This window comes from Ralstonia pickettii, from assembly GCF_001699815.1.
Classification (GTDB): domain Bacteria; phylum Pseudomonadota; class Gammaproteobacteria; order Burkholderiales; family Burkholderiaceae; genus Ralstonia; species Ralstonia thomasii.
Genome location: NZ_MCGB01000057.1, coordinates 1 through 23,123, shown reverse-complemented (window position 1 = coordinate 23,123; position 23,123 = coordinate 1). Strand labels below are relative to the sequence as shown.

Sequence of the window (23,123 nt, the reverse complement as noted above, 5' to 3'; positions counted from 1 at the left end):
AACGGCGCCGACATCAGGCCAGCGCCACACCACCGGAGCACATCATGCTGAACTGGGTCGAGTATCGGAAGGAATTGCTGGGTCGCATTGGCGAGATCGGTCAGATCACGCCGGATACCGTCAAGGGCTATAAGACGCTGTCGGCTGCCACGACGGGCAGTCTCGACGCGAAGACGCGTGAGCTGATCGCGCTGGCCGTGGCGGTGACCACGCGTTGCGATGGCTGTATCACTGTGCACACGGCCGAGGCGATCAAGCATGGCGCAACGCATGAGGAGATTGCCGACGCGCTGAGCGTGGCGATCTCGCTCAATGCCGGGGCAGCGTTGGTGTACTCGGCGCGCGTGATGGACGCCGTGCAGGCCTACGAGAAGGCCTGACCGCGTCGGCTACCGTGCGATCCGCATGCGACAGGTTGCCTGTCGGGTCTCACCGGGCGCGAGCAGGTGCAAGCCCTCGCCGTGGTGGATCGCATTCGGCAGGCCCATCCATGGTTCGACGCAGTAGAAGTCCGACGTGGCGTTTTCTGTCCAGGTGGTGATGGCGTGCCAGGGCACCGGTGCGCCGTCTACCTCGATACGAATGCGCCGGCCGAGCGGCGCTTGCGCATGCGGCGGGATGACGAGCGTGGCCACGCCGGTGTCGTCGAGCAGGTGATAGCGGTCTTGCAGCGCCGGGTCGTCGAGCTGGTAGGTCCGGCGCCCTGGCTCGGGTCTGTCTAGACTGCCATCGGGCAGTTGGCGCGACAGCCGAGCCGGCGGCATCAGCAGCTCGGTGGCGCCACGCAATGCATGCGGGAGCGCCAGGTAGAAATGATGACCGGCGTAGAAGGGCATCGGGGCATGCGCGTCGCTTTCGTCCAGATGCTTGACGGAGAGGGTTGCTTCCAGCCCATCGTGGATCAGTTGGTACGTCACGCGAAATTCAAAGGCGAACGGATAGCCTTGGCGCGTGTGGGGGCTGTCGCGCAGCAACAGGACGATGTGCGCATCGCTTGCGTCTTCCACCTCGAACGGCAAGTCGCGGGCGAAGCCGTGCTGCGGCAGTGTGTAAAGTCGACCGCGCGCATCGCGCCAGCGGCCGACTTCGCCCTCCACGAAATGCCGGCCGATGAAGGGAAACAGCAGCGGATTGCCGCCACGGACCTTGGCCGGATTGGACCAATCGGCCGGCTCGGGCCAGAAGAGGATGTCTTCGCCGCGATGGCGCCAGCGCACCAGCCGGCCGCCGGCTTCAGGCGCGAGCAGCAGCATGGAGCCATCGGTGTGCGGCTCGCCGATGCGGATGAGCGTGCGGTCCTGGAAGCAGGCGGTGGGCAGGTCGTGCATGGCTGGGGTGGAGTGACTTGTTGGCATGGGAATCGCGTACTAGATTGTCAATGCGTTTTGCCCGGAGGGAAACCATGTCCGTCAATTGCGTGCTGCCCGCACATACCGTTCCCCCACCCGACGAGCCTTCGCCGCCGGGGATTCCTCCCGATCTGCCATCGCCCGATGAGCCACCGCCGCCCGTCGAGCCACCGGAGGTGTCGCGGAAGTAATCTGCTGTTACCAATCGTCACAGCTTTGCGTGAAGCGGTTCGTAAGATAGCGCCAGTTCCCGCGCGACTGCGCGCTTCTACAACGACAATACGAGCCCAATCATGTCGATTCTTCCGCGTGTGACCCTGTGTGCTGTACTGGCGGCCTCCATGACCGGCTGTGTCGTGGCGCCGCCGCAGCCCACGCGAACGGTGGTGGTGCGTGAGCCGGTTCCGGTCGCGGCGCTGCACCCGTGGACCCGCGCGCGCGCTTTGATCAGGTGCAGGGCCGCCTCGCAGAAGAATTCCACCGTATCGACGTTCGCCAATCGGAGGGCTACATCGATCCGTACCGCGCGGATGGCCTGCGCGACCGCCTGCGCCGCATCCGCCAGGAAGCCAACGACATGGCCAGCCAGCATCGCGGCGGCTTGTCTGGCGACGAGCAGCGCGCCCTGAACGACGAACTCGGCGCCGTCGCGCACGATATCGGCCGCTAAGCCGCTTTTCCGATTCCTGCATTCGCCGATGCTGCGTCGCAATATCGGCGAAATGCATTGTTGCGCCGCGTTGCGTGCGCAGCCGGCGGAAGCTGATACGCTTGCGGTCCTCCTGAACGAGCAAGCCCGACACCGACGCAGCTTCCTGCAGCCGGTTCTGGCCTTGTGCCGTGCGAAAGATCATCCACTGCGACTGCGACTGTTTTTACGCTGCCATCGAAATGCGCGACGATCCGCGCCTCGTTGGCAAGCCGCTGGCTGTCGGTGGACGGCCGGAGCGGCGCGGCGTGGTCGCGACTTGCAACTACGAAGCGCGCAAGTTCGGCATTCATTCGGCGATGCCCATGGCGCAGGCCGTCAAGCGCTGCCCGGACTTGCTGATCGTGCCGCCGTCCATGGAGAAGTACCGCCAGGTTGCGCGCCAGATCTTCGCCATCTATCACAGCTACACGCCGCTGGTGGAGCCGCTCTCGCTGGACGAGGCATATCTGGATGTGACCGACAGCCCGATGCTCGCCGGCAGCGGCACCCGCATCGCAGAAGACATCCGCCGCCGCGTGCGCGAAGAGATCGGCATTACCGTATCGGCGGGCGTTGCGCCCAACAAGTTCATCGCCAAGATTGCCAGCGACTGGAACAAGCCCGATGGCCTGTTCGTCGTGCGGCCGGAGCAGATCGACGCGTTTGTTGCGGAGTTGCCGGTGGACCGCCTGTTCGGGGTGGGCAAGGTGACCGCTGCGAAGCTGCGTCGCCTGGGCGCAGAAACCTGTGGTGACTTGCGCGCCTGGGGCACCGACCGCTTGCAGCAGCATTTCGGCGTGTTCGGTTTCCGGCTCCACGACCTTTGCCGAGGCATCGACCATCGGCAGGTGCAACCTTCGCAGATCCGCAAGTCGGTCAGTGTGGAAGAAACGTACGCCACCGATCTGCGCACGCTCGACGACTGCCAGCGTGAGCTGATCATCCTCGTCGAGCAGCTTGCCGCCCGCGTCGAGCGTGCGCGCGCAGGCAACATGATCCACAAAACCTACGTCAAGCTGCGTTTTGCCGATTTTCGTGGCACGACGGTGGAGTGCATCTCGCCCCAGGTGTCCTTGCCGGTGTTCTCCAAGTTGCTGGCGCAGGGGTTTGAGCGCCGCGGCATTCCCGTGCGGTTGCTCGGCGTGGGCGTGCGCTTGTACGAGTCCGACGCGCACGCGCGCCAGCAACCGCTGTTTGCCGAAGACCCGGCCGCCACCAGCTGAGGTTGCCCCCTCGACCCGGCAATCGGGTGCGAATTGTCCTATTTTCCTGTCTGCACGACGGCGATAGAAGGGCGGAATGTCGCCTGCGGGTAAAATGCTCGCTTTTTTGCATAATCCGCCGCCGCGCATCAAACGTGCGCGACAGTGCATGCCGTCACATTCGGCCGCACGCAGACAGGAGACGCAGTAATGAGTTTGTTTCGTACCAAAAACGTGGATCACATGATCCGCACGGGCCACAGCGACACCGGCCTGAAGAAAGTCCTCGGGCCCCTCGACCTGACCTTCCTGGGTGTCGGCGCCATCATCGGAACCGGCATCTTCGTGCTGACCGGCACCGGCGCGCTGACGGCAGGGCCGGCGCTCACGCTGTCCTTCATCATCGCAGCGCTTGCATGCGGGTTTGCCGCGCTGTGCTACGCCGAATTCGCCTCGACCATTCCCGTGTCGGGCTCCATCTATACGTATGCCTACGCCACGATGGGCGAGCTGGTCGCCTGGATCATCGGCTGGGATCTGATGCTCGAATATGGCTTGGCCACATCTGCTGTTTCGGTGGGTTGGTCCGGCTATTTCCAGTCGCTGCTGTCGGGCTTCGGCCTTCATCTGCCGGTGGCGCTCACTGCCGCTCCGGGCGCAATCCCGGGCGTGCAGACACTGTTCAACCTTCCGGCGCTGGTGATCATGCTGCTGATCACGACGCTGCTGTCGTTTGGCATTCGCGAATCGGCGCGTGCCAACAACATCATGGTGGCGATCAAGGTAACGGTGGTGGTGCTGTTCATCGTCGTGGGTGTGCGCCATGTGCAGCCGGCCAACTGGCAGCCGTTCATGCCGTTCGGCATGGAAGGCGTGTTTGGCGCGGCGGCCATCGTGTTCTTCGCTTTCATCGGCTTCGATGCGGTGACGTCCGCGGCCGAAGAGGTGCGCAATCCCAAGCGCGACTTGCCGATCGGCATCATCGGTTCACTGGCGGTCTGCACGATTCTCTATGTACTGGTGGCCGCCATCATGACGGGCATCGTGCCGTTCGCGAAGTTTGCAGGCGTGGATCACCCCGTGTCGCTGGCGCTGCAAGTGGCCGGCGAAAGCTGGGTGGCAGGCTTTGTTGATCTGGGCGCCATCATTGGCATGACCACGGTGATCCTGGTGATGGCGTATGGCCAGACTCGCATCATCTTCGCGATGTCGCGCGACGGTCTGCTGCCCAAGCGCCTGTCGCACATTCATCCGCGCTACGCGACGCCGTTCCTGAACACCTGGGTGGTCGGCATCGTCTTCGCGGTGATCGCCGCATTCGTGCCGCTGAACGTGTTGGCTGAGCTGATCAACATCGGAACGCTGGCAGCGTTCTCGCTGATTGCCGTTGCCGTGCTGGTGCTGCGCCGTACCCGTCCAGACCTTCATCGCGGCTTCCGTTGCCCAGGCGTGCCGGTGGTGCCGCTGCTGGCCATCGGCATGTGCCTGTTCCTGATGAGCCACCTGCAGGCCGTCACCTGGATCGCCTTTTTGGTGTGGGTCGCGATCGGCTTGCTGGTGTACTTCGGCTACGCGCGCCGCCGCTCGCTGCTGCACACGTCGGAGCATGGCGCTGCACCCGTTTCCGAAACGGTGCACTGATCAGGAAGGCGCGTCCATTCCCTGACGACATGGTTGCCACGCGGCTGAACACTGTCGTTCAGGGCGCCGGCTGAGCGGTTTTTCCCTCAGTCGGCGCGCAACTATTACAACGCCGATGTATTGCGTTCAACCGCCGCGCTTTTTGGGGCGATGGTTCCAACGCATCTGGCGCTGACATCAACGTGTCGCAAACTATGTGGTTGCATTAGCAAGCACACCGTGGCTGCGCGTCCGGCACGCGCCTTGCATGTGGCTCTCGCTTTGCTCAAACGAGCCAATGCGCGACCCTGACAAAAAAGCATAGCTACGACGAGGGGCGCGCGAGGCCTGATGCCGCCTGGGATGGCGGCATCGAGCCACGGCTTAACGGCTGCGATGCCGCATATGACGCTCGCACGTGCATTGCAAGCTGTGGTTAAAATGATCTGTGCAGTCAGACACATGTCTGACGAAACCTTGCCGGCCCCCCCGCACGGTTTCCACGCAACAGCGTGTGCGTTGTTGTCCATTGCAATCGGAGGGCTTTGACGATGGAAATCAAGTTCGAAAAGAAAGAGGCGTACGACATCAACAACGAAGGCCTGCTGTTCGACGCACTCGTCGACGGTGAAAAGGTGACTTGCGTGGCAACGCGCGAGGCGCTTTGGGAAGGCCTGGAAGGTGACCAGGTGTTGTCGCTTCAGGCAGCCTTCGAGGCTGGCCAAGAGCGGATCCAGGATGCCGCGCGCGTGCTGATTGCTGACGGCGTGCAGCGATCTCATGGATTAGAAGATTTGCCGCAACCGATCGTGGTCAAGCGCGCGCATATTGCCGTGGCTTGAGTCTGATCGATTGCTCGTGTAGACATCGGCGTGTCCGATGCCTGTGCATGGCGGACACTTCGTCCGCCGCCTGAAAAGCCGGTCCGCGTGGCCGGCTTTTTCATTGCGCCGAAGTTTCCTGACTTGACATGGACGCAATCCGATTTGATTATTAACATGTTAATTACATGAGAGAGGAGGAGGCGCAATGCGGCGAGCCAGAGTGACATTGCCGGACGGCCGGGTACGGGAAACCCTGTTTGCGTCTGCCACGGAACCCGCAGATTCTTGGCGCTGGCTGCCGCCAGTCGAAGGCACGGTCGTCGGGGCCTTGCTCAACTACCGCGGAGAACTCGATGCGCTGAGTGACACGCTGTCTGCGCCGCCATACCAAGCGCCGCCCAAGGCGCCCATCCTGTATCTGAAGCCGGCCAACACGCGTATCGGCCATGGTCACGAGGTTGCGCTGCCGGCAGACGTCGATGGCGTTTGGGCTGGAGCTTGCCTGGGCGTGGCGATCAGTTGTACTGCCACGCGTGTGCCTGCGCAGCACGCCGCGGATTTCATCGCCGGCTACACCATCGTCAACGACCTGACCGTGCCGCATGCGAGCTACTACCGACCGGCGATCCGCCACAAGTGCCGCGATGGTTTTTGCCCGATGGGGCCCTGGATGGTCGACCGCGACGATGTTCCTAACGCCGATGCACTCGATATCACCGTGCGCATCAACGGCGAGGTCAAGCAGCGCGCAAATACGTCGACGCTGGTGCGGCCAATCGCGCAGCTGCTTGCCGACGTGACGGCATTCATGACGCTTGAATCTGGCGATGTGCTGCTCGTTGGCATGCCGGAGAATCCACCGCTGGCGCGGGCCGGTGATCGCATCGATATCGACATCGCCCACATTGGCACGCTGACGACGGCGTTGATTCGCCACGCGCAGGAAGCTTCGCGATGAAACACGCGCGTATTGCCTATGACGGCGCGATCCATCACGCCACGGCCATGCCCGGCGACGACGCTCACCTGCGACTGGCCGACGGCCGCGTCTTGCATGAAAGCGAAGTCGTCTGGTTGCCGCCGATCGAGCCGCGCACGGTTTTCGCACTGGGCCTGAACTATGCCGACCACGCCAAGGAACTGGCCTTCAAGGCGCCCGAGGAGCCGCTCGCGTTCCTGAAAGGGCCGAATACGCTGATCGGCCATCGCGCCCGCACCGTACGCCCGGATGGCGTGACGTTCATGCACTACGAATGCGAGCTGGTCATGGTGATTGGCAAGACCGCGCGCAATGTGCCGCGCGAGCATGCCTATGACTACGTGGCCGGATATACGGTGGCCAACGATTACGCTATCCGCGACTACCTCGAGAACTACTACCGCCCGAACCTGCGGGTGAAAAGCCGCGACACCTGTACGCCCATCGGGCCATGGCTCGTTGACCGTGACGATGTGCCCGATCCGATGCACCTCGCGCTGCGCACCACCGTCAACGGCCGTGTCACGCAAGAAGGCAGCACGCGCGACATGATCTTCGACATTCCCGCGTTGATCGCGTGGTTCTCGAGTTTCATGACGCTCAGCCCCGGCGACATGATCCTGACCGGCACGCCCGAGGGTTTGGCGGACACGCAACCCGGCGACGAAGTCATCACCGAAATTGAAGGCATCGGCAGGCTGGTGAGCACCATCGTTGCCGAAGAATCGAACAAGGAGCCCGCATGAGTCGCGTCAACATGGACCCTGTCAAGCATTGGATCAACGGTCGCCAGGTCGACAGCGTCGAGCGTTTCGTCACGACCAATCCGGCCACGGGCGAGGCCATTACCGAGGTGGCATCGGGCGGTGAGGCGGAGATCAACGCGGCGGTTGCGGCGGCCAAGGCGGCATTTCCGGCCTGGGCCAACACGCCAGCCAAGCAGCGCGCCAAGCTGATGCGCCGACTGGGCGAGCTGATCGAGCAGAACGTGCCGCACCTGGCCGCGCTAGAGACGATGGACACCGGGCTGCCGATCGCGCAGACGAGCAAGCAGCTCATTCCGCGCGCTTCCGAGAACTTCCATTTCTTCGCCGAGGTGTGCACGCAAGTTAACGGTCACACGTATCCGGTCGATGACCAGATGCTGAACTACACGCTGTATCAGCCGGTGGGCGTTTGCGCGTTGATCTCGCCGTGGAACGTGCCGTTCATGACCGCCACGTGGAAGGTCGCACCGTGCCTGGCGCTGGGCAATACGGCCGTGCTCAAGATGTCGGAGTTGTCGCCGCTGACAGCGGACCAACTCGGCCGTCTGGCGCTGGAAGCCGGCATTCCGCCGGGCGTGCTGAACGTGGTGCAAGGCTATGGCGCGACGGCTGGCGATGCGCTGGTGCGTCATCCGGATGTGCGGGTGGTGTCCTTCACCGGCGGTACGACGACCGGCAAGCGCATCATGGAGCGTGCGGGCCTGAAGAAATTCTCGATGGAGCTGGGCGGTAAATCGCCCGTGCTGGTCTTCGACGATGCGGACCTGGATCGCGCGCTGGATGCGTCGCTGTTCACCATCTTCTCGATCAACGGTGAGCGATGTACGGCCGGCTCGCGCATCTTCGTGCAAGAGAGCGTCTACGATGATTTCGTACGCAAGTTTGCCGAACGTGCCAAGCGGCTTGTGGTGGGCGACCCGGCGGATGAGACAACCCATGTCGGCTCGATGATCACGCGCGCACATTGGGAGAAGGTCACGGGCTACATCCGTCTGGGCGAACAGGAGGGCGCGAAGGTTCTGGCCGGCGGCGCGGAGAAGCCCGCTGGCCTGCCCGGCCACCTGCAGAACGGCAACTTCGTGGCGCCCACGGTGCTGGCCAACGTCGACAACCGCATGCGGGTGGCGCAGGAAGAAATCTTTGGCCCCGTGGCTTGCCTGATCCCGTTCAAGGATGAGGCCGATGGCCTGAAACTGGCCAATGACGTGGAATACGGTCTGGCCTCGTACATCTGGACGCAGGACGTCGGCAAGGTGCACCGCGTGGCGCGCGGTATCGAGGCCGGCATGGTATTCGTCAATAGCCAGAACGTGCGCGACCTGCGTCAGCCTTTCGGCGGTGTCAAAGCGTCCGGCACGGGGCGTGAGGGCGGCGAGTACAGTCTGGAGGTGTTTGCCGAAATCAAGAACGTCTGCATCTCAATGGGCAGTCACCCTATCCCGCGCTGGGGCGTTTGACGCGCGGCCGACACACCACAACAAGGGCGGAAGGAGACACCATGGGCAAGCTGGCCTTGGCTGCGAAGATCACCCACGTGCCGTCGATGTACCTGTCGGAGCTGCCGGGCAAGCATCATGGCTGCCGCGAGGCGGCCATCGAGGGCCACCGCATCATCGGACAGCGTTGCCGCGATATGGGCGTGGACACCATCGTCGTGTCCGACGTGCACTGGCTCGTCAACGCCGGTTACCACGTCAATTGCAACGCGCGCTTCGAAGGCGTCTATACGAGCAACGAGCTGCCGCATTTCATCAAGGACATGCGATATGCGTATCCCGGCAATCCGGCGCTGGGCCGATTGATTGCAGAGACGGCAACGGCGCGCGGCGTGTTCACCCGTGCGCACGAGATCAACAGCCTCGAACTCGAATACGGCACGCTTGTGCCGATGCGGTACATGAACAGCGAACAGCACTTCAAGGTCGTGTCGATTGCCGGGTGGTGTGCGTGGCACACACTGGAAGAAAGCCACCGCTTCGGCGCAGCGCTGCTCGAGGCCATCGAGGCCAGCGACAGCACCGTCGCATTTCTCGCCAGCGGATCGCTCTCGCACCGTTTCAACGACAACGGCAGCCCCGAAGAATCCATTCACCAGATCAGCCGCGAGTTCTTCAGGCAGGTCGATTTGCGCGTGGTCGAGCTATGGAAGCAGGGTGACTGGAAGACCTTCTGCGCGATGCTGCCCGAGTACGCATCGCTGTGTGAAGGCGAGGGCGGCATGCACGACACCGCCATGCTGCTCGGCCTGCTTGGTTGGGATGCCTACGACAAAGGGGTCGAGATCGTCACCGAATATTTCGCCAGTTCCGGCACGGGCCAGATCAACGCGATCTTTCCGTTGCCCGGACGTGATCAAGTTCAAGCCTGAGGAGATCGACATGCCGCATGTCATCGTCGAATACACCGACAACCTGGGCGATGACGCCCGCATCCCGCAATTGCTGCAGGCGATGAACGAGACGCTGATGGCGCAGAACGGTGTGTTTCCGACCGGCGGGATCCGTTCGCGCGCCATCAAGCTGACCGACTACCGCGTGGCCGACGGAAAAGAGGACGACGCCTTCGTCCATGTCACGCTCAAGATCGCAGCGGGCCGTACGCCCGAGGTCAAGAAAGCCGCGTGCGACGCGCTGTTCGAGGCAGTCAAGGCACATTTTGCCGAGGCCTTTGCGCGCCGTTATCTGGCGCTGTCGATGGAGTTGACCGAGTTTGACGAGGGCGGCAGCTACAAGCACAACAACATCCACGCGCGTTTTCGCAAGGCTTGACGCATGCTCGACACCACGACCATCCAAACCATCGCGCGCCGCTTGCACCAGGCCGAGATCGATCGCAAGCAGATCCGCCAGGTTTCGCTTGACCACCCCGAGATCACCATCGAAGACGCCTACGCCATCCAGCGCGAATGGGTCGCGATGAAGCAGGCAGAGGGGCGACGCCTGAAGGGGCACAAGATCGGACTGACCTCACGTGCGATGCAGCAGTCGTCACAGATCGACGAGCCGGACTACGGTGCGCTGCTCGACGACATGTTCTTTGCCGAGCGCAGTGAGATCCCCGCCAGCCGTTTCATCGTGCCGCGTGTGGAAGTGGAACTCGCCTTCGTGCTCGGTAAGCAGCTGGAGGGGCCGGAGGTGACGCTGTTCGACGTGTATGACGCGGTGGATCACGTGATTCCCGCGCTGGAGATCATCGACGCGCGCTCGCAATCGATCGATCCCGACAGCGGGCGTCCACGCAAGGTGTTTGACACGATCGCCGACAACGCCGCCAATGCCGGCGTCGTGATGGGCGGCCGGCCCATCCGCATGCGCGATGTGGATCTGCGCTGGGTCAGCGCCATCTTTTCACGCAACGCCGTCATCGAAGAGACGGGTGTGGCGGCCGGCGTGCTGAATCACCCGGCCAACGGTGTCGTCTGGCTGGCCAACAAGCTGGCGCCGCACGGCGTGGCGCTGGAGCCCGGGCAGGTCATCCTTGGCGGCTCGTTCACGCGGCCGGTGGCCGCTCGGCCCGGTGATACATTCCATTGCGACTACGGTCCGCTTGGCAGCATCGCCTGTCATTTCGCCTAACCGTCTAACGCTCAAAGGATGGCCTCGCCATGCAACTTCCGGTGAACAACTTCAAGCGCGCGCTGGCCGAACGCCGGCCGCAGATCGGCCTGTGGCTGGCAATGACGCATCCGTACCCGGCGGAGATCGTCGCGGGCGCCGGCTTTGACTGGCTGCTGATCGACAACGAGCACGCGCCAAACCAACTGCAATCGACGCTCGCGCAATTGCAGGCGGTTGCGCCGTATGCTTCGCATCCCATCGTGCGGCCTGCCTGGAACGATTCGGTCGAGATCAAGCGCCTGCTGGATATCGGCGCGCAGACCCTGCTGGTGCCGATGGTCCAGAACGCCGACGAAGCGCGTGCCGCCGTGGAAGCGATGCGCTATCCGCCCAACGGTGTTCGCGGCGTTGGCAGCGCGTTGGCTCGCGCATCGCGCTGGAACCGCGTGGGCGATTACCTCCACCAGGCCGATGCGCAGATGTGCACGCTCGTCCAGGTCGAAACTGCAGAGAGCCTGGAGCATCTCGACGCGATTCTTGCTGTGCAAGGCGTGGACGGCGTCTTCATCGGCCCGGGCGATCTCGCGGCGTCCATGGGGCACCTCGGCGCGCCGGGGCATCCGGAAGTCAGCCAGGCGATCGACGGCGCGATTCAACGCATCGTCGCGTCGGGCAAGGCGGCGGGCATTCTGTCGGCGAATCAGGCGCAAGCGAAGCACTACCTGTCGCTCGGTGCGACCTTTGTTGCGGTAGGGACGGATGTCACCCTGCTGGCGCGCAGCGCCGAACAGCTGGCGCAGGCATTCAAGGAAGAGGGCGGTGCCAAGCCGCAGCCGGCCGGCAGCGTGTATTGACGGGTGTTACGCGTCGCCAGTGAAGCGCCCCATCGGCGTGCGCGTTTCCATGACGTGGATCGACTCATCGATGGCGGCGTAGAGCGCGTCCAGCCGCGCGCGGCCCAGCTGCGCCTCAATGCGCGCGTACTCGGCATCCACCTGCGGTTCCACGTCGGCCAGGAACTGGCGGCTCTTAGGCGTGAGTGAAATCACCTGCCGGCGCTGGTCCACCGACGACTTCGTCCGCACGATCATCTCGGATTGTTCCATCGCCGCCAGCATGCGCGTCAGGCTTGGGCTCAGGATCAGGCATGCATCGGCGAGTTGGTTGGGCTCCATGTCGCCGGTATCGTTGAGCGTACGCAACACGCGCCATTGCTGTTCGGTGATGCCATGCTCGCGCAGGATCGGCCGAAAGCGCGCCATGAAGGTCTCACGCGCGCGCAGCAGGAGATGCGGAAGATTGCGGTGCTTGAAGGCGGAAGCCATGCCGGGCACTCCTTATGCGCGGCGCAGGGCGGCGACCACGGGTGTGTGGTCCGAAGGCTGCTCCCACGTGCGTGGCACGCGGTCGATATGGCACGACTCGCACAGCTTGGCGAGTTCAGGCGACAGCATGATGTGGTCGATCCGCAGGCCGGCGTTGCGCTTGAAGCCGAACATGCGGTAATCCCACCACGAGAACAGCTTGTCTTCCTGCTCGAACATGCGGAAGGCATCGACCAGCCCGGCGCCTTGCATCGCTCGAAACGCCGCCCGCTCCTCCGGAGACACCAGGTTCTGGCCTTCCCACTTTTTCGGGTCGTGCACGTCGCGATCTTCGGGAGCGATGTTGAAATCGCCCAGCAGCATCAGGCGTGGGTTTGCCGCCAACTCGCTCGTCAGCCATGCCTGCAGTGCCTCCAGCCAGCGCAGCTTGTAGACGAATTTGTCGGAATCGAGTGCTTGTCCATTTGGGATGTAGGCAGAAATCACGCGGACCGGGCCACCGTCCACGTCATACGTGGCGGCTACGATGCGCTGCTGCTCGTCGGCAAAGCCCGGGATGTTCTTCACCACATCGCGGCCTTCTGGCACAGAGGCCTTGCGCGAGAGGATGGCAACGCCGTTGTAGGTCTTCTGGCCTGTGAACAACGACGTATAGCCCGCTGCGTCCAGTTCGGCGAGCGGATAGCGGTCATCGGGCAGCTTGAGCTCTTGGAGGCAGAGCAGGTCGATGGGCGTGGCGTCGGCTTCGCGCTCAGCCAGCCACTGCAGCACGTGCGGTAGGCGGACCTTCAAAGAGTTGACGTTCCAGGTGGCGACACGCATGAGGGCTCGGTCCTTGCAAATGGCGACGGCGCGCACTTTGGCGCCGTCCAGGGGTGCGATATTGTGCCATCAAGCGCTGCGGGCCCGAATGAAAACGCCGCTTCGGTACGAGGCGCGAAGCGGCGTTGTCACGGCTGGCCGAGCAGGCCGTTACGCGGCTTCCGCCATCATGCCGCCATGGCGCAGCAGTGCGTCGATGCTGGGAGCGCGGCCGCGGAAAGCCGTGAACGATTCGATGGCCGGGCGGCTGCCACCAACGGCCAGTACTTCACGGCGATAGCGTGCCCCGGTTTCCGCATCGAGCACCGAGCCGCCCAGCTTACTGGCCTCTTCGAACGCCGCATAGGCATCGGCGGACAGCACCTCGGCCCACTTGTAGCTGTAGTAGCCCGCCGCATAGCCGCCCGCAAAGATGTGGCTGAACGTGTTCGGCCAGCGCGACAACTCGGCCTGCGGTACCACGTGGAAGCGATTGTTGATCTGGCGCGATAGCTCCAGCACCGACGTCGCGCCCTTCGGGTCGAAGTCCGTGTGCAGGTGCATGTCGAACGTCGAGAACACGATCTGGCGCAGCGTCGCCATGCCGTTCTGGAAGTTCTTCGCGGCCAGCATGCTGTCGTACAGCTTGCGCGGCAGCGGTTCGCCGGAATTCACATGGCGGGTCATGCGCGAGAGCACTTCCCATTCCCAGCAGAAGTTCTCCATGAACTGCGACGGCAGCTCCACCGCATCCCATTCAACGCCGTTGATGCCCGATACGCCCAGCTCATCCACCTGCGTGAGCATGTGGTGCAGGCCGTGGCCGAACTCGTGGAAGAGCGTGATGACCTCGTCGTGGGTGAACAGCGCGGGCTTGTTGCCGACCGGGCCGGAGAAGTTGCAGGTGAGGTAAGCCACGGGGGTTTGCACACCCGCATCGCCCAGCAGCTTGCGGCCGCGCGCGTCGTCCATCCATGCACCGCCACGCTTGCCTTCGCGCGCGTACAGGTCGACGTAGAACTGTGCGAGCAGCTCACCCTGGGGCGATTCGACCCGGAAGAAGCGTACGTCGGGGTGCCACACCGCCGCTGCCTCTGGCCGGATCTTCACCGAGAACAGCGTCTGCACGACATTGAACAGGCCATCCAGCACGGCCGGTTCCGGGAAGTACTGCTTCACCTCCTGCTCGGAGAATGCGTAGCGTGCCTCGCGCAGCTTTTCCGACGCGTAGGCCATGTCCCACGGTTCGAGCTTGTCGATGCCGAGCGTGGTCTTGGCGAAGGCCTGGAGCTCTTCCCAATCCTTCTCGGCAAACGGACGGGCGCGGTCGGCCAGTTCACCTAGGAAGCGCAGCACGTCTTCGGGCGAATCGGCCATCTTGGGCACGAGGGACACTTCGCCAAAATTGCGATAGCCCAGCATGTGCGCTTCTTCGGTGCGCAGCGTGAGCTGCTCGGCCATGTTGGCGGTGTTGTCCCACTCGGCCTTGCCGCCGCCGTACTGCGCGCCCAGTTCGGACGCACGCGTGACGTTGGCTTCGTACAGCGTGCGGCGCAGCGCGCGGTCATCCGCGTATTGCAGCACCGGGAAATACGACGGGAAGTGCAGCGAGAACTTCCAGCCCGTCGCATCAGGGTTGTCGCGGCGTGCAGCTTCCTGCGCAGCCTGCTTGGCGTCGTCGGGCAAGCCGGCGAGGCGGGCTTCGTCGTCGATGACGAGAGCGTAGGCGTTGGTCGCATCCAGGACGTGATCGCTGAAGGCCTTGGTCAGTTGCGCCTGCTGTTCCTGAATGGCGGCAAAGCGCGGCTTCTGGTCTTCGGGCAGCTCCGCGCCGCCCAGGCGGAAACCGCGCAGTTCGTTCTCAAGCAGCTTCTTGCGCGCGGGCGACAGCGTGGCGTATTCCGCGCTGTCGGCAATCGCCTTGTACTTCTCGAACAGCTCCAGATCCTGGCCGAGGCCCGACCAGAATTCGGTCACGCGCGGCAGATTGGCGGCATGGGCTTCGCGCAGCTCTGGCGTGTCGGCGACGGCGCTCAGGTGGCTGACGATGCCCCAGGCGCGGCCCAGTGGCTCGGTGGCCTCTTCCAGTGCGGTCACGACGGTGTTCCAGCTGACAGGCGTGGCGGGGTCCTTGACCTGCGCCACCGCGGATGCGGCACGCTCGAGCAGCACGTCGACGGCCGGCGTGATGTGTTCCGGGCGGATGTCCGCGAAGCGCGGCAGACCAGAAAAATCGAGCAGCGGATTGTTGGCCGGAGTGGCAACCTTGGGCGAAATGTCGGTCATGGCGGGCTCGGTAGAGAAACTCGGGGGACAAAAAAAGCGTCCGATCCAACAGGTGGGGACGCTTTTTCCGTTTCCAACTGGATCAGGGTGAAGCTTACGCCGCCAGCGCGGCTCCTTCAGCAGCGCGCTCGGCGGCTTCCAGGGTGTTGATCAGCAGCATGGTGATCGTCATCGGGCCGACACCGCCCGGCACCGGCGTGATGTAGCCGGCGACTTCCTTGACGCCGGCAAAGTCGACGTCGCCGCACAGCTTGCCGGCGTCGTCGCGGTTCATGCCCACGTCGATGACGACCGCGCCCGGCTTGACCATGTCGGCGGTAATGATGTTGCGGCGCCCGACGGCGGCCACGATGATGTCGGCCTCACGCGTGTGGGCGGCAAGGTCACGCGTCTTGCTGTTGCAGATCGTGATGGTGGCGCCGGATTGCAGCAGCAGCATCGCCATCGGTTTGCCGACGATGTTCGAGGCGCCGACCACCACCGCATTGGCGCCGCGCACCGGGTAGTTGATCGATTCCAGCATCTTCATGCAGCCGTACGGCGTGCACGGGCGGAACAGCGGGGCGCCGGTCATCAGGGCGCCGGCATTGGCCACGTGGAAACCGTCCACGTCTTTCTCGGGCGCGATGGCTTCGAGCACCTTGTGGCTGTCGATGTGCTTGGGCAGCGGCAGCTGGACCAGGATGCCGTGGATGCGCGGGTCGCGGTTCAGGGCGTCGATGCGGCCGAGCAAGTCGGCTTCGGACAGGTCGGCGGGGTAGCGGTCGAAGCTGGACAGAAAGCCGTTGTCTTCGCAGGCCTTGATCTTGTTGCGCACGTAGACCTGGCTGGCCGGGTCTTCGCCGACGAGGATGACGGCGAGGCCGGGCTGGTGGCCGCGCGCGGTCAGGGCGGCGGCGCGCTGTGCGGCCTCGGCGCGGAGTTGTTTGGCAAGCGCGTTGCCGTCAATGAGTTGGGCGGTCATGGCTGGGCGGAGGAGGGAGAGGGCAAACCGCGATTATAAATCGCCGCCTCCCTTCCGGCCGCCCGGATGATCGCTTGGTTTTTCCTGCAGCCGAATCAGGCGTTGCGCGACAGGGCCAGGCGCAGCAGGTCTGCCACCGTATTCACGTTGAGCTTTTCCATGATGTTGGCGCGGTGTGCTTCCACCGTCTTGATGGAAATGCCCAGATCGTCGGCGATCTGCTTGTTCAGGCGGCCGGCGACGATGCGCTCCAGCACTTGCTGCTCGCGTGTGGTCAGGCGGCCGAGCAGGTCCTTGGCGGCCTTTTGCTCGCGGGCGACCGAGTCTTCGCTGCGCGCCTTGCTGAGCATGCGTTCCACCAGCTCGCGCAGTTCGGATTCGTCGAACGGCTTTTCAATGAAGTCGACCGCGCCTTTCTTCATGGTCGACACGGCCAACGGCACGTCGCCGTGGCCCGTGACGAAGACGATCGGCATGCGGTTGTTCTCTGCCAACAGGCGGTCTTGCAGCTCGGGGCCGCTCATGCCTTGCATGCGCACGTCAAGGATCAGGCAGCCGACGCCTTCGCCGCGCTTGTCGTCGACCAGGAATTCTTCTGCGCTGCGGTAGGTGCGGACGGTGTAGCCGTTGCCTTCGAGCAGCCACGTCAACGAGTCACGCATGGCTTCATCGTCATCGACGACGAACACGGTTTCGTTGCGCGGCGCAACTGCGGCGGGCGTTGTGCTCATGGAGGAGTCCTCGGTCTACGTTCTATGTTTTAAAAACGATTTACAGCGGATTCAGCGGCAAGATGATTTTAAACGTACAGCCGATGCCATCGGCGTTGTTTTCTACCCAGAGCCTGCCGAGGTGGGATTCTATGATGGAGCGGCAGATATTCAGTCCCATACCCATGCCGTCGGATTTTGTACTGAAGAACGGCTCGAACAGCCGCTCCTTAGTGCTGTCGTCCACGCCCGGGCCCTGGTCGATCACCTCGATCAGCACGGAATTTTCCGGGTCGTTGATCAGGTTGGCGTGCAGGCGCAGCACGCTGGCGGCGCGCAGGCGCGGGTGGGCGGCCATGGCTTCGGCGGCGTTCTTGAGCAGATTGACGAGCACCTGCTCGATGAGCACCGGATCGACATACAGATGCGGCAAGTCGCCTGGCAGGCGCGTGAGAATGGTGATGCCGCGCCGCGTGGCTTCGAGTTCGGCCAGACCCACGGCGTCGGCAACGATCTCGCGCAGGTCGGATTCGCGCCGCTGCGGCTGGCTGCGTTTCACGAAGCCGCGGATGCGCTGGATGATGGTGCCGGCACGCACGGCCTGGGCGGAGGTCTTCTCAAGCACCGGGATCAGCTCTTCCGGCGTGCTGCGTCCGCTCTTCAGGCGGCCGACGGCGCCCATGCAGTAGTTGTTGATGGCAGCCAGCGGCTGGTTCAGCTCGTGCGCCAGCGATGAGGCCATCTCGCCCATCGTCGTCAGGCGGCTGGTGAACTGCAGGCGCTCTTCGTGCTGGCGCGTCATCTCTTCGGCGGCCTTGCGCACGGTGATGTCGGTGGCGATCTGCATCTGTGCGAGGTGGCCGTCGACCCACTGGATGTAGCGGCGCCGCACTTCAAACCACTTCTGCATCGATGGCACATAGATTTCGCGCGCATCTGCCGCGTGCGGTGTCAACTCGGACGCGGGCAGGCCGGCGTAGGCGTCCACCAGGTCGAGTGCATCGCTGGAAACGTCTTCCGTGTTGACGTCGTTGCCGGAGAGCTGCAGGTGGCCGAACGCCTCCCAGCCGAAAAGCTGGCGGTAGTAGCGGTTGGCGAACAGCAGCTCCGCCTTGTCGGTCGAGAGCACGGACACGGCCGCATCCAGGCTCTCCAGCACCGTGGTGAAGCGGTCGTGCGCGGCGGCCAAGTCTTCACGGGCGCGTTTGGGCTCAGTAATGTCCGTGATGGAACTCATCCACCCCGTGTGCCGGCCGCGCGCATCGATCAGCGGCGAGACGTACATCCGCGCATAGAAGCTCGTACCGTCGCGGCGCATCATGCGCAATTCCATGCCGTTGGCGGGCGCCTTGCCACGCAAGGTCAGCTCGATGTGCTTCTGCATCTCGCCGATCTCATTGGGCGGCCAATACGGGAAGGGCGGCATGCGCCCGACCAGCTCGGCTTCCGTCCAGCCGATCATGCGGCAGAACGCCGGGTTCACGTAGGTGATGCGGCCGTTGAGGTCGAGCGAACGCATGCCGATCACCATGGAGTTTTCCATAGCGCGGCGGAACGACGTTTCCGCCAGCAACGCGCGCTGCGCTTCAGAGCGGCGGCTGGTGTGGCGCCACACGCTCCAGAGGCTCCAGATCACGAAGCACGACAGGCCGGCCACCAGCCACATCAGCATGTTGTTGGGCAGGTTGGACGGAGCGGGATACGCCTCGGCCCGCAGCGAGAGCGAATGTCCCGGTGGGTCGAGCAGCACCTCGTACGACGCCGCCGCCTTGGGCACCGGCCGCAACGACGTGCTTGCGCGGACCACGTTGTTCTTGTCGACCAGCGAGAAGCGGTAGCGGTCTGTCAACTCGCCCGGCAGCAGTTGCGTGAGGATGCCCGTGACCGAATACATGGCGCCCACCGTGCCGAGGAATTCGTTGTCGCGCACGATCGGGACTTCCATCAGCATGAAGCTCTCGCCGCGCTCGTTCTGGATGGGGCGCGAATAGACGGCACGCTGCGTTTCACGCGCGGCATCGTAGGCAGATTGGATTTCGGGTTCGAGCGGATGGTCGCGTGTTTCGCGCACGCGCGCCGTGAATTCGGAGGTGGACGGGAACGCCCAGCGCGGGCGGCGCGTGGCATCCAGCCAGTTGATGAAGACAAGCTCCGGGTTCTCGCGCAGGAGCTGGCGGGCGGCATCGCGATAGGCGCTCGGGTCAAGCTGCGCAGCACCGATGTCGCGTGCCAGGGCGGCCACCTGATCCTGGTTGCTCTGCAGGGACAGGCGAACCTTCTGCTCGGCCCAGGCGGCATCGCGGTAGAGGGCGTCGCGCTGCTGCTGCACCTCCGTGGCGTGCAATTGATACAGGATGAAAATCATCGCGCCAGCAAACAGGACGATTGCCACCAGCGGGATGAACATGAACCAGTTGGTCGTCCACAGCCGGCCCAGGCGGGTCAGCCACAGGCGGCGGGGCATGTTCGGGCGAACGGCCTCGTCCGACGGCTGTTCGGACGCGTTCACGGAAATGGGCGCAGGCGCCGCAGGCGTTGACGGCTCGGACTTGGCGGCCGGGTCCTGCGAAGCGTGGGAGGGGGCAAGCATGATGGGCGGACGAACGCCGGAATTCTGCGGAGGTAAAGGAGTGGACATCTGTGCAACTGCGCAAAACTAAGTGTAACGGCAATCAACCTGCGGGTCGCTTGGGGAAACCGCTTGGTGAGGTGTCTTGTTCGCTCGGAAAATGCTGCGCTGCAATGTCAAAGGTGATTTGTTTTGCGTCGCGGCAATATTCCACATTATAAAAAACCATATCGCAATTTGAAAATTCCGCTTGTGCTGCGTTTGCGGGTGCCCATAGAATCAGCGCAAAAGTCGGGGTGGCCCTTGCGTGCGTGTGAACGCGCGTGCCAGTGGGCGCCTCACAAGAGACGCAACTACCGTTACTGCTACCAAGGAGACCGCCATGTCGGCCGTACCAGAACAAGTCCTGGGTGCCACGAGCGCCAGCGACGTTGATCCCCAGGAAACCAAGGAATGGCTGGAGGCGCTGCAAGGCGTCATCGGCGCGGAAGGCCCGCAGCGCGCGGCATTCCTCCTCGACAAGCAGATCGAGTACGCGCGCATCAACGGCGTGACGTCTCCGCTGCACGCAGAAACCCCCTATATCAATACGATCCCGGTCGAGAACCAGGACCGCATTCCTGGCAACCAGGAAATCGAGCATCGCATCCGTTCGTATACGCGCTGGAACGCCATGGCGATGGTGCTGCGCGCGAACAAGGACACCAACGTCGGCGGGCATATCTCGTCGTTCGCTTCGGCGGCCACGCTGTATGACGTCGGCTACAACCACTTCTGGCACGCCCCGTCGGACAAGCACGGCGGCGACATGGTTTTCGTGCAGGGGCACTCGGCGCCGGGCGTGTACTCGCGCGCATTCCTGCTGGGCCGTCTAAGCGAGGAGCAACTCGACAGCTTCCGCCAGGAAGTCGACGGCAAGGGCATCTCGTCGTACCCGCACCCGTGGCTGATGCCGGATTTCTGGCAATTCCCGACCGTGTCGATGGGCCTGGGCCCGATCATGGCGATCTACCAGGCGCGCTTTACCAAGTACCTGGCCAGCCGCGGCCTGATCCAGAACTGGGAAAACCGCAAGGTCTGGGCGTTCCTGGGCGACGGCGAAACCGACGAGCCGGAATCGCTGGGAGCGATTGGCATGGCCGGCCGTGAAAAGCTGGACAACCTCGTCTTCGTGATCAACTGCAACCTGCAGCGCCTGGATGGTCCGGTGCGCGGCAACGGCAAGATCATCCAGGAGCTGGAATCGGAATTCCGCGGCGCAGGCTGGAACGTCATCAAGGTCATCTGGGGCAGCCGCTGGGATCAGCTGCTTGCCCGCGACACGAAGGGCCTGCTGATGAGCCGCATGATGGAATGCGTCGACGGCGAGTACCAGACCTTCAAATCGAAGAGCGGCGCTTATGTGCGCGAGTTCTTCTTCAACACGCCGGAACTCAAGGCCATGGTGGCCGATTGGTCCGACGACGACATCTGGGCGCTGAACCGTGGCGGCCATGATCCGCACAAGATCTACGCGGCATTCCAGTCGGCGACCAACCACAAGGGTCAGCCGACCGTCATTCTCGCCAAGACCATCAAGGGCTATGGCATGGGTGAGGCCGGCGAAGCGATGAACATCGCCCACCAGCAGAAGAAGATGCCGGTGGACGCCATCCGCAAGCTGCGTGATCGCTTCAACATTCCGGTTGCCGACGACCAGCTCGAGCACGTGCCGTACGTCAAGTTCGAAGAAGGCTCGAAGGAACTCGAATACATGCGCAAGGCCCGTATGGACCTGGGCGGCTACCTGCCGGCCCGTCGCCAGAAGGCCGACGCGCTGCAGATTCCCGCGCTGGCTGCGTTCGACGCGTTGCTCAAAGCCACCGGTGAAGGCCGCGAAGTGTCCACGACGATGGCCTTTGTGCGCATTCTGAACATCCTGCTGAAGGACAAGAACATCGGTAAGCATGTTGTGCCCATCGTGCCCGATGAGTCGCGTACGTTCGGCATGGAAGGTCTGTTCCGCCAGGTGGGTATCTGGAACCAGGAAGGCCAGAAGTACGTGCCGCAGGATCACGACCAACTGATGTTCTACAAGGAATCGCAGACGGGTCAGGTGCTGCAGGAAGGCATCAACGAAGCCGGTGCCATGTGCGACTGGATCGCGGCCGCTACGTCGTATTCGACGCATGGCGTGGCGATGATCCCGTTCTACATCTACTACTCGATGTTCGGCATCCAGCGTATCGGCGACCTCTGCTGGGCCGCCGGCGACATGCGCTCGCGCGGCTTCCTGCTGGGCGGCACAGCTGGCCGTACCACGCTGAACGGCGAAGGCCTGCAGCACGAAGACGGCCACTCGCACGTGTACCACGCTGCCATCCCGAACTGCATCTCGTATGACCCGACCTTCCAGTACGAACTGGCGGTGGTGATGCAAGACGGCCTGCGTCGCATGTATGTCGAGCAGGAAGACGTCTATTACTACCTGACGGTGATGAACGAAAACTACGAGCACCCGGAAATGCCGGCGGGTGTCGAGGCGGACATCATCAAGGGGATGTACCAGTTCAAGAAGGGCGTCGAAAACAGCAACGCACCGCGCGTGCAACTGCTGGGTTCGGGCACGATCTTCCGCGAGGTGATCGCCGCCGCCGAGCTGCTCAAGAAGGACTGGGGCGTGGAATCCGACCTGTGGGGCTGCCCGAGCTTTACCGAGCTGGCCCGTGAAGGCAACGCCATCGCGCGCTGGAACCTGCTCAACCCGACGGCACCGCAACGCGAGTCGCACGTCGAGAAGCTCCTCAAGAACGCACGCGGTCCGGTCATCGCTTCGACCGACTACGTCCGTACTTTCGCCGAGCAGATCCGCGCCTTCGTGCCGCGTCGCTATGTGGTGCTGGGCACCGACGGCTTCGGCCGCTCGGATACCCGCGAGAAGCTGCGTCACTTCTTCGAGGTGGATCGCTACTGGGTGACGGTTGCGTCGCTCAAGGCGCTCGCCGATGAAGGCGTGCTGCCGCGCGAGAAGGTGGCCGAGGCACTGAAGAAGTACAACCTCGATCCGAACAAGCCCAACCCGATGACCGTATAACGGAGCCGCCGGGCGCGCGGGTTGCGTTCCGGCTGGGCACCGCCCTGACAGACTTTCCGCAACGTGCATTTGCCTGCACGATGCGGTAGCCTGCGGGCACCGCGTGTCCGCCGCCGGATGCTCTCGCCGCCAGACCCTCTGGAGACAGAAGAATGAGTCAAGTCGTAGAAATCAAGGTGCCGGACATCGGCGACTACAAAGACGTCCCGGTGATCGAAGTGCTGGTCAAGGCGGGCGATACCGTCAACGCCGAAGATTCGCTGGTTACGCTGGAATCGGACAAGGCGACCATGGACGTGCCCTCGCCCAAGAGCGGCGTCGTCAAGGAAGTGAAGATCAAGGTGGGTGACACCGTGTCGGAAGGCTCGCTGGTGCTGTTGCTCGAAGAGCAGGGCGCTGCTGCCGC

At 63.5% G+C, this 23,123-nt stretch carries 20 protein-coding genes and 1 pseudogene; 14 read left to right on the top strand and 7 right to left on the bottom strand.

From position 1 onward, the window contains the following. The first annotated feature begins 44 nt into the window (after window positions 1–44). Window positions 45–380 (top strand): carboxymuconolactone decarboxylase family protein, encoded by a 336-nt coding sequence (locus BEK68_RS07905; protein WP_012435915.1) that lies wholly within the window; start codon window positions 45–47, stop codon window positions 378–380. Window positions 381–389: 9 nt separating this feature from the next. Here the strand turns inward: BEK68_RS07905 and BEK68_RS07900 are convergent, their stop codons facing one another. Then, the gene (locus BEK68_RS07900; protein ID WP_012435914.1) at window positions 390–1,328 is read right to left on the bottom strand and encodes an aldose 1-epimerase; all 939 of its coding nucleotides are present in this window, start codon (window positions 1,326–1,328) and stop codon (window positions 390–392) included. A gap of 314 nt (window positions 1,329–1,642) precedes the next feature. Between BEK68_RS07900 and BEK68_RS07895 the strand changes: the two are divergent. The 11 genes and pseudogenes from BEK68_RS07895 to hpaI all read left to right on the top strand — a co-directional run bounded on the left by BEK68_RS07895 (window position 1,643) and on the right by hpaI (window position 11,843). Next, window positions 1,643–2,019 (top strand): annotated as a pseudogene (locus BEK68_RS07895) (hypothetical protein). A 170-nt stretch (window positions 2,020–2,189) separates the two neighbouring features. After that, entirely contained in the window at window positions 2,190–3,263 is a 1,074-nt protein-coding gene (gene dinB, locus BEK68_RS07890; protein ID WP_012435913.1) for a DNA polymerase IV, read from the top strand. Between the two features lie 189 nt (window positions 3,264–3,452). Beyond that, window positions 3,453–4,883, top strand: coding sequence for an amino acid permease (locus BEK68_RS07885; RefSeq protein WP_004635973.1), 1,431 nt, complete (start codon window positions 3,453–3,455; stop codon window positions 4,881–4,883). 530 nt (window positions 4,884–5,413) lie between these two features. Next, window positions 5,414–5,704, top strand: a complete 291-nt coding sequence (locus tag BEK68_RS07880) for a DUF1488 family protein (protein ID WP_004635971.1) — start codon at window positions 5,414–5,416, stop codon at window positions 5,702–5,704. A gap of 187 nt (window positions 5,705–5,891) precedes the next feature. Continuing rightward, on the top strand, window positions 5,892–6,644 hold the full coding sequence (locus BEK68_RS07875) for a fumarylacetoacetate hydrolase family protein (protein WP_012435912.1): 753 nt from the start codon (window positions 5,892–5,894) through the stop codon (window positions 6,642–6,644). Further along, on the top strand, window positions 6,641–7,411 hold the full coding sequence (locus BEK68_RS07870; protein WP_012435911.1) for a fumarylacetoacetate hydrolase family protein: 771 nt from the start codon (window positions 6,641–6,643) through the stop codon (window positions 7,409–7,411). Before BEK68_RS07875 ends, BEK68_RS07870 begins: the two co-directional genes overlap by 4 nt. Continuing rightward, window positions 7,408–8,889, top strand: a complete 1,482-nt coding sequence (gene hpaE / locus BEK68_RS07865) for a 5-carboxymethyl-2-hydroxymuconate semialdehyde dehydrogenase (RefSeq protein WP_012435910.1) — start codon at window positions 7,408–7,410, stop codon at window positions 8,887–8,889. Before BEK68_RS07870 ends, hpaE begins: the two co-directional genes overlap by 4 nt. Before the next feature lie 41 nt (window positions 8,890–8,930). After that, on the top strand, window positions 8,931–9,800 hold the full coding sequence (hpaD, locus tag BEK68_RS07860; protein WP_012435909.1) for a 3,4-dihydroxyphenylacetate 2,3-dioxygenase: 870 nt from the start codon (window positions 8,931–8,933) through the stop codon (window positions 9,798–9,800). Between the two features lie 10 nt (window positions 9,801–9,810). Continuing rightward, window positions 9,811–10,200, top strand: coding sequence for a 5-carboxymethyl-2-hydroxymuconate Delta-isomerase (locus tag BEK68_RS07855; protein ID WP_012435908.1), 390 nt, complete (start codon window positions 9,811–9,813; stop codon window positions 10,198–10,200). A 3-nt stretch (window positions 10,201–10,203) separates the two neighbouring features. After that, window positions 10,204–11,007, top strand: a complete 804-nt coding sequence (gene hpaH, locus BEK68_RS07850) for a 2-oxo-hept-4-ene-1,7-dioate hydratase (protein WP_012435907.1) — start codon at window positions 10,204–10,206, stop codon at window positions 11,005–11,007. A gap of 29 nt (window positions 11,008–11,036) precedes the next feature. Continuing rightward, window positions 11,037–11,843, top strand: a complete 807-nt coding sequence (hpaI, locus tag BEK68_RS07845; RefSeq protein ID WP_012435906.1) for a 4-hydroxy-2-oxoheptanedioate aldolase — start codon at window positions 11,037–11,039, stop codon at window positions 11,841–11,843. 6 nt (window positions 11,844–11,849) lie between these two features. On the opposite strand, the gene hpaR is transcribed toward hpaI, so the two are convergent. The 6 genes from hpaR to BEK68_RS07815 form a co-directional block, all read right to left on the bottom strand. Further along, complete coding sequence (hpaR, locus tag BEK68_RS07840; RefSeq protein WP_004635961.1) at window positions 11,850–12,314, bottom strand: homoprotocatechuate degradation operon regulator HpaR; 465 nt, start codon at window positions 12,312–12,314, stop codon at window positions 11,850–11,852. 12 nt (window positions 12,315–12,326) lie between these two features. Further along, on the bottom strand, window positions 12,327–13,136 hold the full coding sequence (gene xth, locus BEK68_RS07835; protein ID WP_004635959.1) for an exodeoxyribonuclease III: 810 nt from the start codon (window positions 13,134–13,136) through the stop codon (window positions 12,327–12,329). Window positions 13,137–13,286: 150 nt separating this feature from the next. Continuing rightward, window positions 13,287–15,401, bottom strand: coding sequence for a M3 family metallopeptidase (locus tag BEK68_RS07830; protein WP_012435905.1), 2,115 nt, complete (start codon window positions 15,399–15,401; stop codon window positions 13,287–13,289). A 94-nt stretch (window positions 15,402–15,495) separates the two neighbouring features. Further along, the gene (gene folD, locus BEK68_RS07825; RefSeq protein ID WP_004635954.1) at window positions 15,496–16,365 is read right to left on the bottom strand and encodes a bifunctional methylenetetrahydrofolate dehydrogenase/methenyltetrahydrofolate cyclohydrolase FolD; all 870 of its coding nucleotides are present in this window, start codon (window positions 16,363–16,365) and stop codon (window positions 15,496–15,498) included. A 95-nt stretch (window positions 16,366–16,460) separates the two neighbouring features. After that, window positions 16,461–17,096, bottom strand: coding sequence for a response regulator transcription factor (locus BEK68_RS07820; protein ID WP_004635952.1), 636 nt, complete (start codon window positions 17,094–17,096; stop codon window positions 16,461–16,463). A gap of 40 nt (window positions 17,097–17,136) precedes the next feature. Next, window positions 17,137–19,713 (bottom strand): PAS domain-containing sensor histidine kinase, encoded by a 2,577-nt coding sequence (locus BEK68_RS07815; protein WP_012435904.1) that lies wholly within the window; start codon window positions 19,711–19,713, stop codon window positions 17,137–17,139. A gap of 313 nt (window positions 19,714–20,026) precedes the next feature. On the opposite strand from BEK68_RS07815, the gene aceE reads away from it, so the two are divergent. Further along, window positions 20,027–22,717, top strand: coding sequence for a pyruvate dehydrogenase (acetyl-transferring), homodimeric type (gene aceE, locus BEK68_RS07810; RefSeq protein ID WP_004635948.1), 2,691 nt, complete (start codon window positions 20,027–20,029; stop codon window positions 22,715–22,717). A 152-nt stretch (window positions 22,718–22,869) separates the two neighbouring features. Next, window positions 22,870–23,123, top strand: a 254-nt coding sequence (locus BEK68_RS07805; RefSeq protein WP_283159863.1) for a biotin/lipoyl-containing protein, incomplete at its 3' end; no start/stop codon positions are given.

Coding starts and splice junctions, on each gene's coding strand:
- BEK68_RS07905 (WP_012435915.1), top strand. CDS start 45: ATGCTGAACTGGGTCGAGTATCGGAAGGAATTGCTGGGTCGCATTGGC.
- BEK68_RS07900 (WP_012435914.1), bottom strand. CDS start 1,328: ATGCACGACCTGCCCACCGCCTGCTTCCAGGACCGCACGCTCATCCGC.
- BEK68_RS07885 (WP_004635973.1), top strand. CDS start 3,453: ATGAGTTTGTTTCGTACCAAAAACGTGGATCACATGATCCGCACGGGC.
- BEK68_RS07880 (WP_004635971.1), top strand. CDS start 5,414: ATGGAAATCAAGTTCGAAAAGAAAGAGGCGTACGACATCAACAACGAA.
- BEK68_RS07875 (WP_012435912.1), top strand. CDS start 5,892: ATGCGGCGAGCCAGAGTGACATTGCCGGACGGCCGGGTACGGGAAACC.
- BEK68_RS07870 (WP_012435911.1), top strand. CDS start 6,641: ATGAAACACGCGCGTATTGCCTATGACGGCGCGATCCATCACGCCACG.
- hpaE (WP_012435910.1), top strand. CDS start 7,408: ATGAGTCGCGTCAACATGGACCCTGTCAAGCATTGGATCAACGGTCGC.
- hpaD (WP_012435909.1), top strand. CDS start 8,931: ATGGGCAAGCTGGCCTTGGCTGCGAAGATCACCCACGTGCCGTCGATG.
- BEK68_RS07855 (WP_012435908.1), top strand. CDS start 9,811: ATGCCGCATGTCATCGTCGAATACACCGACAACCTGGGCGATGACGCC.
- hpaH (WP_012435907.1), top strand. CDS start 10,204: ATGCTCGACACCACGACCATCCAAACCATCGCGCGCCGCTTGCACCAG.
- hpaI (WP_012435906.1), top strand. CDS start 11,037: ATGCAACTTCCGGTGAACAACTTCAAGCGCGCGCTGGCCGAACGCCGG.
- hpaR (WP_004635961.1), bottom strand. CDS start 12,314: ATGGCTTCCGCCTTCAAGCACCGCAATCTTCCGCATCTCCTGCTGCGC.
- xth (WP_004635959.1), bottom strand. CDS start 13,136: ATGCGTGTCGCCACCTGGAACGTCAACTCTTTGAAGGTCCGCCTACCG.
- BEK68_RS07830 (WP_012435905.1), bottom strand. CDS start 15,401: ATGACCGACATTTCGCCCAAGGTTGCCACTCCGGCCAACAATCCGCTG.
- folD (WP_004635954.1), bottom strand. CDS start 16,365: ATGACCGCCCAACTCATTGACGGCAACGCGCTTGCCAAACAACTCCGC.
- BEK68_RS07820 (WP_004635952.1), bottom strand. CDS start 17,096: ATGAGCACAACGCCCGCCGCAGTTGCGCCGCGCAACGAAACCGTGTTC.
- BEK68_RS07815 (WP_012435904.1), bottom strand. CDS start 19,713: ATGTCCACTCCTTTACCTCCGCAGAATTCCGGCGTTCGTCCGCCCATC.
- aceE (WP_004635948.1), top strand. CDS start 20,027: ATGTCGGCCGTACCAGAACAAGTCCTGGGTGCCACGAGCGCCAGCGAC.